The sequence below is a fragment of the Pseudoalteromonas rhizosphaerae genome (assembly GCF_028885455.1).
In the GTDB taxonomy this organism is placed as follows: domain Bacteria; phylum Pseudomonadota; class Gammaproteobacteria; order Enterobacterales; family Alteromonadaceae; genus Pseudoalteromonas; species Pseudoalteromonas rhizosphaerae.
Map to the genome: position 1 here is coordinate 4,340,748 of NZ_CP118496.1, position 13,902 is coordinate 4,354,649.

General features: G+C 42.2%; 1 protein-coding gene. It reads right to left on the reverse strand.

The window, feature by feature from the left end:
- Positions 1-112 precede the first annotated feature (112 nt).
- The gene (locus tag PVK79_RS18815; protein WP_257323973.1) at positions 113-13,900 is read right to left on the reverse strand and encodes a non-ribosomal peptide synthetase; all 13,788 of its coding nucleotides are present in this window, start codon (positions 13,898-13,900) and stop codon (positions 113-115) included.
- Between the last annotated feature and the right edge of the window lie 2 nt (positions 13,901-13,902).

The window sequence follows — 13,902 nt, forward strand, 5'->3', positions numbered from 1 at the left end:
AATGTGTAGATTACCTAAAAATCATTTTAAGCACATAATTTACACAAGGATTTTGACTATCAAGTGCCCAATTTAGCTAATGCTATATTGGACACTCAAAATCACTTATTAGCTACGACTCAACCTCTGAGATAAATTGGGTAATATGATTTGCGATATCAATTGCTCCTTGGTTTAGCAGCATAGAGTTATGGTTCCCAGAAACAGAACGTGAGTAAACCGTTGCTGCGGTTAACAGCGCTCTATCCTCACATTCTATTCCACCATTTTCTTCATTAGCGTATAGTAAAATAACATCATCGCGAGAGCTTCCCGTCGGGCAATACTCTTCAGATAACGTTTCATGTATTTTACTTACCCCAATGAAACGGTGAGTAAGTGCCTTGTCCTCAAAGAAACGTTCAAGAAGCTCCGTGCCAGTTTCTGTTCCTGAGTTACTGGTTTTGCTACTTCTATTCAAAAACATTTCGACAATTTCCGCGGCGGCCTCCTCTTCTTCTTCAAGAGTAGGTTCAGAGGAACTTTGGACTGGCAAACTTTCTTCATTTATCGGACGAATATAACTGTCAATAAGTATTGAAACTGCACTCTCTGCTTGTTTTTGCAACTCTAAAGCAACCTCATAAGCCACCTGCCCGCCTGAAGAATGACCAGCAATAAAGTAAGGACCAGAAGCCTGCTGCTTTCGTATCTCAGATACAAAGTCTGTTACCATTTCTGAAATTGATTGGTGAGGCTCTGCGTCTGAAAGAATTCCTCGATGATCAAAAGCCATAACACTAAACCTTTTATTTGCTGCAGAAGCAATGTCCATATATGCCAAAGCGAGCCCCCCCGCCGCAGGAATAAAGTAAACCGTTGGCGAATCAGCTTCCCCTTGATGCAATCTAGATAGCAGAGAGTTAACACCTGTTTCTTCTTCATTTTCACTATCGATTAACAGTGCTAAAGATGCCAGTGTATCTACTTCAAAAATATCTCTAACACTTAAATTGCGATTAAATTGTTGCGTAATTTTTGTCAGTAACTTTACGGTTATAATCGAGTGACCACCACAATTGAAGAAATTTGCATTCCGACTCACTTCCTCTAAGCCAAGTATATTACACCAAATATCTGCAAGTTTTCGCTCAGTAGGAGTGCAAGGCTGTACAAAATCTTCACAGAATGTAAAAGTCGGCTCTGGTAAAGCTTTACGATCAATTTTATCCGCACCGTTCAATGGCATTTCACCCATGAGAGTAAAACTAGCTGGTATCATATACTCTGGCAATGATTGTCTTAACTCGTGACGTAAGTACATGTCATCAAGCTGCTTACTTTTGTCTACTATATAAGCAGCTAGAAAATTGTTGCCGTGTTTATCTTGTCTGATAATTACAGCGCATTCACAGACCCCTTCCACTTTAGCTAACGCGGCTTCAATTTCACCAATTTCAACCCTAAACCCTCTAACCTTTACCTGACTATCTATTCTACCAATATACTCAATGGTGCCATCTGGTAACCAACGCCCTAAATCTCCAGTCTTGTATAGGGTATTTCCATGTACTTCAACACCTTGATACTCAGAATAAGGATTTGCCACAAAGCTGTGAGAAGTTCGCTCTGGATTTTTCCAGTAACCTTTACCAACACCAACACCAGAAACACATAACTCCCCTGGCACCCCTATCGGCTGAAGCTGTAATCCTTTATCCAATACATACATGGTTAAGTTTGGTAAAGGTCTGCCTATCGGTATACTCGGAGTCGATAGCGGCAACGTTTCGCGAATTACGTATTCTGTAATATCGTCCGACGCTTCACTGGGGCCATAACCATTCATCACTGGAATTTTTGGGTACAGTGTCAACCAATGATTGACTAACGGTACCGCTGCGGCTTCACCAATTGACATCATCCACTGTAACTCATTTAGACCACGTTCAGACTCAGGCAAGGTCTCTAAATAATCAATAAATAATTGAAGTACTACAGGTGCTGCCTGCATCAAATGTACATCATTGGACTGTAAAAGCCTCAATAGCTTCGGCATATTACTCATATCATCTAGAATAACCGTTTTGCCTCCACACATTAACGGGGCGAGGAATTGCCACACTGATATATCCGAAGATGAAGCGGCGCTTTGTAAAAAGTTTTTTGCTAGCAGTTTTTGGCTGTCATCCATAAAGTCAAGCACATCAAATTCAGCATCAATGTGATTCAATGCACCAGCATGATGCACTAAAGCTCCTTTAGGGTGCCCAGTAGAGCCCGACGTGTATATCATATAGGCTAAGTCATCACCATTATTACACCATACGGGGTTTTCATCACTCCACTTAGCTAACTCTGCAAAGCCATTATCCATTTCCAAGGTCTTTATCGAATCGTCCAAACTAAGCTTGCTTAGGAGTTCCTGCGAACTAATCAACAGAGTTAGCTCCGAATCCAACAACATGTACTCAATCCGTTCCTGTGGGTTAACAGGATCAAGCGGTAAGTAGGCTCCTCCTGCCTTCATTATCGCCAAGATACTGATGAGAAACTCCGGTGAGCGTTTCGCATATATGCCGACTAACGTATTTTTCTCAACCCCAGACTCGCGTAAATAATGCGCCAACTGGTTTGCTTTTTTGTTTAACTCCAAATAAGTAAGGCTCGTATTATCTCCAACAACAGCCATATTATCAGCATGAGCATTTACCTGCTGTTCGAACCTTTGATGAATGCAAGGTTCCCCAAGATACTTAACCGTCTTGCCATTGAACTCATTTAGAATGTTACGTTGCTCATCTAACGTTAGCATTGAGATTTTGCTTAAAGGCTTATTCGGATTTTTAACTAGTGCACTAAGTAGCTGGTTAAAGTGCCCTGCCATATTTTCAATTGTAGTTGCATTAAACAGATCAACGGCATAATCCCATACCAACGTCAGTTCACCATTACTTTCACTGATATCTAAGCTGAGATCAAACTGTGCGGTTTTGAATGTCTGCTCTAGTGCTTGAATGTCTAAACCGGGTAATTCCACAGTATCTTCTGAGCTGTTATCTAACGACAACATAACTTGGAACAACGGATTGTAATTGATACTTCTCGCAGGCTGCAACTTGTCTACCAGCATTTCAAATGGTAATTGCTGATGTTCAAATGCTTCTAAAATAAGCTCACGGCTCTGGCTCAAAAGTTCATTCATACATGGATCAGAAGAAAGATCCGTGCGCAGCACCAGTGTATTGATAAAACAGCCAATTAATGGGGCAACTTCAAACTGCTCACGATTTGCAATTGGCGCACCAATTACAATATCAGACTCGCCACTGTAGCGGCTTAATAATGCAGAGAACACCGCATTAAGAGCCATGAATAAGCTAGCATTATTTTGCTGTGCTAAGGATTTTAAATCACAACAGAGATCTACATTTAATATACTGGTAAACTGAGCGGCGCGATAACTAGACTCTTCTGGACGCGCATGATCGAGCGGCAAGCTGTGGATCTGTGGTAAGTCCGCCAAATGAGCCAGCCAATAATCCAAATCGCGCTGTAGATTATCTTGCAACCAGCTTCTCTGCCAATATGCATAGTCGCCATACTGGATCTCAAGCTCATCTAATTGACTCTCTTTGCCGTCAATCCTTGCTGTATATAATTCTGCAAGTTCCGACAGTAAAACATTTTCTGACCATCCATCCGAGGCAATATGGTGCATCGTTATAAGTAATATGTGGTGCGTTTCGCTTAAACGTAATATCACACCACGCAGCATAATGTCACAGCTCAGATCAAACGCAGTCTCTGACTCTTTATCCACCCACTCTTTAACAGCCTTTGATTGTTCATCCTCAGGATAATCAGCAAGGTCGATTAACGGTAACGAAAACTCATGATTGAGATTACGCTCAATAGTAGGCTCACCATCTCGCAACACAAAGCATGTGTGCAAGACATGGTGACGACTAACAATACAAGACAGTGCTTGGCGTAGTGTATCAACATCCACAGACCCACTGAGCTGATAAACTGAAGGCATGTTATATTCACACCCATCAGGATCAGCCTGCTGAATAAACCACATTCTTTGCTGTGCAAAAGATAACGGTATTATTTCCTCTTGCGTTACTACTATTCGTGACGTATTCCCCGTAGTCGCTTGATCAATCGTGTGAGAAAGTGCGATTAATGTTTGCGCTTCAAACACCGCCCTGACTGGAATATCAATCTTGCAAACTTCCCGGATCTGAGAGACTAGACGTGCTGCAAGCAGTGAATGCCCTCCTAACTCAAAAAAGTTAGCATCGGCACTTACTTGTTCAATCTGCAATAGCTCAGACCACATTGTGGCCAACATTATTTCTGTTTTACTGGTAGGTGCGCGATATTCACTCTGACCTGCAATAGTAGGCTCTGGTAATGCCTTTCGATCTATTTTATCAGCTGCGTTTAGCGGCATTTTGTCAAGAATAGTAAAGCTTGACGGCAACATATAATCTGGCAGCACCTTTGACAACGCATTACGTAACTGAGCTGCTGTAAGCGTATTTTCTCCTTTTACAACTAAATAAGCTGCAATTGTGTTCTGGCCAAGCTTATCCTTGCGGATAATTACCGCACACTCACCGACATGCTCTAGCTTGGCTAAGTTAGCTTCAATCTCACCAAGCTCAACCCTGAACCCACGTACTTTAACTTGGTTATCGATCCTTCCCATAAACTCTAAATTACCATTGGGTAACCACCGGCCAAGGTCTCCAGTGCGATAGAGCCTGTTACCATGTACTTCACTGCCTTCTAATTCAAAATAGGGGTTTTGTACGAAGCTTTGCGCTGTACGTTGTGCATTGTTCCAATATCCAGGGCCAACTCCAACACCAGAGACACATAACTCACCCGGCACTCCCATTGGTTGCAATTGGAGGTTGTTATCTAAAACATACATAGTTAAATTCGGCAAAGGCTTACCGATGGGGATACTAGGTAGCGAGGCTGGTAAGTGCTCACGAATAACATACTCGGTAATGTCATCTGACGCTTCACTTGGACCATAGCCATTCATTATCGCAATTGCTGGATAAAGATCAAACCACTGGTTAATAAGAGGTACAGGTGCAGCTTCAGCAATAATCATCATCCACTGTAAATGGGTTAGCGCGGATTGCGAAGGCGTTAACTTTTTCAGGTGATCCACAAATAATTGCAGTACAACAGGAGCTGCCTGCATAAGATGAACTTGATGGTTTTGTAACAACTTAAGCATTTTCTCGGTATTCGTCATGTCGTCCAAAATAACAGTCTTACCACCACACATAAGTGGCGCTAAAAACTGCCAAACAGACACATCAGAAGAAGAAGCCGCACTTTGTAAAAAGTTTCGAGGTAATAACTCTCCCTGCTCATCCATAAACCCGAGCACGTCAAATTCAGCTAGAATATGGTTCATTGCACCAGCATGATGCACTAAAGCCCCCTTAGGTAACCCAGTTGAACCAGAAGTGTAAATCATATATGCCAAGTCATCGGGTGTATTGCACCAAGTGGGGTTATTATGATCATAATTATCCAACTTATGCGGTTCCCCCTCTAGCAGCCATACCTGCTGTGTTAACTTGCCATCAACACTTTCTTCAAGTTCATTTAGCAGCGTTTGTTCCGTTAATAGAACATTGATACTCGAATCACTTAACATGTAACGGATGCGCTCTAATGGATTCACCGTATCTAACGGTACATAGCCGCCTCCGGCCTTCATAATGGCCATGATTGCGACTAAAAACGAAGGCGACCGACGTGCATATATGCCGACCAGTTGACCAGCACACACTCCCTGCTCTCGTAAGTAATGTGCAAGTTTATTCGCCTTCATGTTTAACTCCAGATACGTAAGACAATCATCATCTCCCACTACTGCAATTTCATTGGGCGTACGGCTAGCTTGTTGTTCGAAACGATGATGAATACACATCTCGCCTTGATAATCAATTGACTTGCCGTTAAATTCATTCAGTATTTGGGTACGCTCTTCACTACTCAAAATAGACAGGTCACACAGTGGCGCTTCTGGCTTGGATACGATTTCTGCAAGCAATTGTGTAAAGTTCCTTGCCATACGCACAATACTCTCATGCTCGAACAGCGCTGTCGCATACTCCCAATTGAATTGAATTTCATCGTCTGATTCAACAACATTTAAAGAGAGATCAAATTGAGATAAACATTCATCCTGCTCTAAGATGCTTACCTGTAACCCCTGTAGTTCGACCTCATTACGGCTGTTGTTTTCAACCGACAGCATAATTTGGAACAACGGATTATAACTGAGGCTACGACTTGGCTGTAATCGCTCAACAATTGCTTCAAATGGTGCCTGTTGATGCGACAACGCTTTCATCACATTTTTTCGGCTTTGTGCCAAAAGCGACACAAAGCTTTGTTTGCTATCAACATCAGTACGTATCACTAAGGTATTAACAAAGAAGCCAATAATTGGCTCTAGCGCAGATTGTTCACGATTGGCGACAGGGGAGCCGATAACAATATCAGACTCACGACTGTAACGATTCAACAAAGCAGAAAAAGCGGCATTTAACAGCATAAACAAACTTGCATTATTTTCTTGTGCCAAGCGCTTGACTGACAATGATAAATCGCGTTCCAATCGACAATCGAATTGTGCCCCTTGGTAATTTTGTTCTGACGGCCTAGCCTTGTCTAATGGCAAACTGTGCACCGGTGGTAAATCGTGTAAATAGTTAACCCAATAGTCTACCTGCTCAGTTAATTGATTATCCTTCAACCAACGGCGTTGCGAATATGTATAGTCGCCATATTGATATAGAAGTGGTGAGAGCGGGTTAGCATGACCATTAACAAGGGCGTTATATAGGGTACTTAACTCAGTAATCATCAGTTCTACAGACCAGCCATCTGAAGCAATGTGATGCTGCGTTACCAGTAACACATGTTTCTGTTGCATGCCATTATCCGCAGTAAGCTTTAATAGCTTCGCACGCAACATGAGATCCTGACTTAGATTAAACGGAGTCTCTGTTTCTTGGTTGATATATTCTGCAACCTTCTTTTTCTGAGCACTATCAGACAAAGAACTCAACTCAAAAACGTCAATTTCAAGAGATACTTCTTCTAACACAACTTGAACTACATCTCGTCCCTGCTCAACATAAATAGTGCGAAGCACTTCGTGTCGCTCTATAATTATATTCATTGCACGTATCAGGGCATCAACTTCTAGCTCACCAACAAGTTCAAACGCCGAGGGCATATTGTATTCACAACTATCACTTTCTAATTGATCAATAAACCATAAGCGTTGTTGGGCAAAGGATAACGGCAAGTTATGCTCTTTCGGCCTTACCAACAAGGGCATCACGGCTTCATTATTACGACCCATCGCTAACATCGCGTCAATTTGCAATGCAAGCTGTCTTAAGGTTTGTGCTTCAAATATCGTTTTTATTGCAAGCTCAATTTGCCACACGTCACGGATCTGAGAAGCTAACCTTGCAGCCAACAACGAATGGCCTCCTAGCGCAAAGAAATTGCTCTCACAGCCAACCACTGTGACCGATAGGAGCGACTGCCAAATGAGAGATAGTTGCTGCTCGGTTTCTGTATTAGGTGCTATAAATTCCACCAGCTGTTCTAGATCAACTTCTGGCAGTGCTCTTCTATCAATTTTATCGCTCGCCGTTAACGGTAATTCGTCAAGTGAAACATAGATAGACGGAACCATATGCTCAGGTAGCGTATTGCTCAGCCATTTAAACATGACAGAGCTAAGCGCAGTCTCACACTCAGTAACAAGATAAGCGACAAGTTGATCCACCCCTGAGTTACTCTTTCTTATTACTACTACAGCTTGACTTACTTGTGGGTGCCTAATGAGTGCTGTTTCAATTTCTCCAAGTTCTATACGGAAGCCTCGCAATTTAACTTGCTCATCAACACGACCAATAAACTCTAACTGACCGTCCCGTCTGAATCGAACCAGATCTCCCGTTCTATATACTTTATCACCTAGAACAGGACTAAAGGGATCAGCAAAAAAACGCGCTTTTGTCAGTGACTCATGGCCTAAATAACCATCAGCTAAGCAGCCACCTCCTATTAACAGCTCGCCAACCACACCAACTGGAACACGCTTTAGTTCAGTACTAACAACATACAGTTTGCGGTCACCGCACGCTTGACCAATAGGAAGCGTCGTTAAAGCCGCTAAGTCATTTTCAGTTATTGTACACACTGTACTTGTAACTAATGCCTCTGTCGGACCATAGGCATTAATAAAACGCTGACAAATATTGCTGTGATAGCAATCTTCGACTAATGCCTTAGGAATAACCTCTCCACCAACAATTAAGAGTTTCAAGGCACGAGTTTCAGTATTTTTACTACCACTGATAGGCTTCTCTAAAGAGCGTAAATAATTCAGGTATTGGCTTAAATATGCCAGAGGTAAATCAGCAATTGTAATTTCATGTTCACGCAAATAAAGACCGAATGCTTGAGCCGACATATTTTGTAATTCAAGAACATGCAGTTCAGCACCATGTGTAAGTGGAACAAAAATTTGCTCAAAAGCTGCATCGAAATTAACAGAGGCTGACAATAAACATTTATCGTCGGATTGTACCTGATAGTATTTATTAATAGAGCTGATGTGCTTTGATGACGCTTTACGACTGACACTAACCCCTTTGGGCATCCCGGTAGAGCCAGATGTGTAGATCACATAGTTTTGTGCAGCTTCTGATGTCGCCAACGTCGCTAAAGTCGATGATTGCATCTCTAATTGTTCAACGATCATGTTGTCATCAAGTAGTACAAACTCAAGATCTTTATTAGCAAGACTTGATACGTTCGCTGACTCAGCGATAACCAAACACACACCAGAATCATTCACCATGTGTTCTAGTCGCGCTGGGGGATAAGCGGGATCCAATGGTAAGTATGCCCCCCCAGCTTTAATAATCGCTAAAATAGCAACAATGAGATTGCTATTTCTAGGCAAGCATAAGCCGACCAATACTCCGTTACCCACTCCTCTTTGTATTAAAAGATTTGCTAATTGATTCGCCTGGGCATTTAACTCAGCATACGTTAAACGCGTACCGCCAGAAACCACTGCCGTAGTATGAGCACAGTCGTTCACCTGCTCATTAAACATCTCAAGCAGCGTTTGCTCTACCGCACCTTCTTGTTCAGTATGAGTCCAATTTTGCAGACAGTGCTCATCACTTTCTGCCAGCAACTCTAATGATGCCAGTGGGATTGCTGGTGTTGTCGTTACAACGTCGACAAGCTGAGCGAATAACTGCATCATTGCAGTGATCGTTTCTTGCTTAAATAACTCAGTATTATATTCCCAAACCAACTCTAAACCGGTTTCTGACTCACTCGCATCAAGCGTAAGATCAAATTGCGCAGTATGACTCTCTATCTCTACTTGTGATAATACTACGTCATTCAGGCTTAGCTCTTTTAACTCAATGTTATTTAGTGACAGCATTATCTGAAATAACGGATTATGACTGAGACTGCGCTCGGGTTGTAATTCATCTACAAGAGCTTCAAATGGTACTTGCTGATGCTCCCATGCAGATAACAGTGTTTCCCTGCTACGTTTTAGCAACACCTCAAAGCTCGAGTTATCAGATAGGTCGAGCCTTAATACAACAGTATTAACAAAAAACCCAATTAAGCTCGATGTTTCTAATTGATCACGGTTGGCAACAGGTGCTCCCACTACGATATCTTGCTCTGCACTATACAAACCTAAAAGGTAAGAGAACAGTGCGTGTAGACTCATAAATAAAGTCGCATTATTTTGCTGTGATAAAGCCTGCAAACGCTCTAGAGTGCCTGACTCTATAAACTGTTTAAGTTGAGCTCCTTGAAATCGTTGTTCCATTGGTCGCTGATAGTCAAGCGGCAAACTGTGAACTTGAGGTAACCCAGCCAACTGCGTACGCCAGTATTCCAAATGCGTTTGCAGCACGTCACCTTGCAGCCAATTTCGCTGCCAGTGTGCATAGTCACGGTATTGGATTGGTTGTTGTGCAAGTGGATCTGGCAAGTCTGATGTAAACGCACAGTAAAGCTTTGACAATTCATCAATAAGCAGCCCGACAGACCAACCATCCGAAGCAATATGATGGAGAGTCAACAGCAATACATGCTCTTGCTCAGAAAGTATCAACAATTCAGCACGGATCATAAAGTCGCGTTTTAAATCAAAATATTTTGACGCTTGCTCTGCACCTTTGTGCGAAATAGCCTGTACTTGCTGTTCATCATTCAAAGCCATTAAATTCGTTTTATCAATTGAAAACTGAACAGTGTTAGGCAATAAACTTTGGAACGGCTGTAAGTCGCCTTCTCCACGTTCTGAGTTATCAAGCTCCAAGTAGACTGTTTTTAATATTTCATGTCGATCAACGATCCTCACCAATGCCCTTTCCAGCGCTTCAACATCCAATCTTCCCTGAAGCCTTATCGCAGCGGGCATATTGTATTCACTGCCGCCAGATTGCATTTGGTCTATAAACCATAACCTTTGTTGAGAGTATGACAGCGGTGCGAGAACATTATCTGGCACGCGTAAAATGGGTGGCATTGCTAAAGTCTCTGATGCCCCGAGTGCTTCATCAATTTTATTAGCTTGCTCTTGCAATGTTTGAGCATCAAAAATAAGCTTAATATTAAGGTCAACTGACCAAGTTGCTTTTAAAGATGCGAGCAACCTAGTCGCCATTAATGAGTGCCCACCTAAAGCAAAAAAGTTACTTTGCTTGCCAACAGAATCGACTTTAAGTAAATCACACCAAATCTCGGCTAACGCACGTTCAGTATTGGTTTCAGCGACCTCAAACTCATTCGACTCGATTATTTGTGGCTTTGGTAATGCTTTTTTGTCCACCTTACCATTGGCCGTCAACGGTAATGCATCCATCAACGCAAATGCACTTGGTACCATATAATGTGGTAGATATTGCTTCACATGAGCAGTCAGTTCATTAACAGTCATACTACCGTTTAACTTTTTGCTATCCACTACAACCCAAGCAACTAACTGTGTATCTCCCTCTTCGGTATGTGCAAGGACTACCGCATCTTTAACCTCACGGTGTTTTGTCAAAGTGGCTTCTATCTCACCAAGTTCGATTCTAAAACCACGGATCTTAACCTGATCATCGACCCGTCCCATAAATACTAAGCGGCCATCCGGTAACCAGCGCACTAAATCACCCGTTTTATACATTCGTTCAGAGCGCTGATAGCCTAGCTCTTGTTGGAAAAAGTTTTCCGCGGTTAAATCCTCTCGATTCAAGTAACCTCTAGCTAACCCAACACCGCAAATGTACAACTCGCCCACGACCCCAGCGGGTAAGATTTGCCCTTCTGCATCCAATACATATAAGGATAAGTTATTTAACGGGTACCCTATCGCTACGGTTTGATTTGGTAATACTTTACAAATCGAAGCGCAAACCGTACTTTCGGATGGCCCGTAAGCATTGTATAAAGGAAACTTTTCAGCCCATTTCCAAGCAAGTGATTGTTCACAGGCTTCTCCACCGACGATCAGTGCATCAAAACAATAGTCTCGTTCAAAATCTAGGTGAGCAAGTAAAGAGGGCGGCAAAAGCGCATGTGTAATTTTTTTCTGTAATAGGAAATCCGCCAACGCTTCTGTATCTATACGCATATTGTCAGAACATATATGCAAACTAGCACCGTTTGACAACGCCATCATCCATTCCCATGTTGCAGCATCAAACCCCAGCGAGGCGAACTGGAGAACGTGACTTTCTGCGGCAACAGAAAACATAGGCTTTTGATTTTGAATTAAGTTTACTGCTCCCACATGCGCTAACATAACCCCTTTAGGCGTGCCTGTTGAGCCTGACGTATAAATCACATACGCAAGATTAGTTGACGTTAAGGGAACCGCCAGCTTAGGTGCCGTTACAGCAAAGCCGTTTAATCTTGCCAATGTTTGACTTTCATCCATAGCAATGATGTGCTGTGATGCAAAGCGAGCAGCAAACTCTTGCTGTGTAACAACGATGTCTACACCACTATTATCGAGCATATATTGCAGGCGTTCATCGGGATTTTTAGCATCCATAGCGACATACGCTCCGCCCGCTTTTAATATACCCAGAATACCGACTAGCATATCGATTGAGCGGTTTAAAGATAAACCTACTAATGTGTCTGGCTTAACGCCTTGCTCCACTAAACAATGCGCTAATTGATTCGCCTTTTGGTTCAGCTCATTATATGTCAATACTTGCTGCTGCGAGGTAACTGCAATGGCGTCACCATTATGTAATACATGCCGCTCAAATAACTGATGAATACAGATCTCATCTTCAAATGGCTGTTGCTGATGATTAAACCGATTTAGAATAAGCTCTTCGTCAGATGGCACTAGTAAAGGTAACCTTTGAATTTGTTGTTCTGGCAGGTTAGCGATGCTTTGTAACATGACATTAAAGCTATCTGCAAGCTGACAAATACTTTCTTCAGTGAATAGATCAGTTGCATATACCCAATTAAAGGTCAGCTCCTGATCCGACTCTTTGGCTTCTAATGTTATGTCAAATCGAGCATAATTATCGTCTAACATGTCGACTTCAATCTCTAAGCCTGGTAGCGCTAATTCTCCAATATCATTATTTTGCAACACTAGCATAATTTGAAATATTGGATGAAAACTAAGGCTTCGCTCTGGCTGCAACTTTTCCACCAACGTATCAAATGGCATATGTTGTTGAGCAAATGATGCCAGCGATTGCTGCTTAGTGTGTATCAATAACTGCTCAAAAGACTGAGGCTCAGAGACATCGGTGCGAAGCACTATATTATTTATAAAACTTCCAATCATCGCTTGCACATCAACGTTATCTCGATTAGCAACGGGTGTCCCAATAACGATATCTGTCTCGCCGCTATAACGTGCGATAAGGCAACTTAACGCAGCATTTAACACGCTAAACAAAGTCGTATTATGCTTGCGGGCAAGCTGGTTTAAAGCGGCTAATGTTGGCTTCGGTAGCGTTCGATCAAGTTGCTTCCCCCGATAGCTTTGCTGAGGAGGGCGAGGAAAATCAGTTGGTAAACTATGCAGAGCCGGTATACCCGCCAAAAGGTTTGTCCAATAAGAGCTCAACTGTTTCAGCGCTTCCCCTGTTAGCCACTCTCTTTGCCAACAAGCATAATCGCTATATTGCAACTCGATACTTGGCAGCGGATCTTCCTTATTTTGAGTGTAAGCTATGTATAACTCCATAAGCTCATTGACCATAATCCCTTGCGACCATCCATCAGATGCAATGTGATGCATAACAAGAATCAAAACATATACATCATCATCTAACTTGATAAGCTCTCCTCGGATCATAAGATCCTCAGAGAGGTCAAACTGTAACCCTAATACCTGTTCAACTTGGCTCTCTAACGCATCTTTTTGAGAGTCACGTTCCATGTTAGAAAAATCTTTACAGGGCAAAGCAAACTCATATTCAGTTTGAAGGACTTGATACGGCTTTCCATCTTGCGCATGGTATGTGGTGCGTAAAATATGATGTCTATTAACAATCGTGTTAAAACACCACGTCAATGCATCATGGTTTAAGTTACCCTTTAATCGCAAAACAATTGGCATGTTGTACTCAACGCTGCCTTCTTGTATCTGGTCAATGTTCCATAATCGTTGCTGAGTGAAAGACAACGGTATAATGCTACCTTCCTTATGGTATTTAACCATTTTTGGAGCAGCAGATTTTTCTTTCAACTTTTTCGCTGCCATTAATGCTTTTAGTTTTGCGCGCTTCTCATCAATTGCAGAACGTTGTTCTACGTTGTAATTATTTTCACTTGTCTTCATAT

Bases quoted from the DNA above. Each gene is read 5' to 3' on its own strand.
- PVK79_RS18815 (WP_257323973.1), bottom strand. From the start codon at position 13,900: ATGAAGACAAGTGAAAATAATTACAACGTAGAACAACGTTCTGCAATT.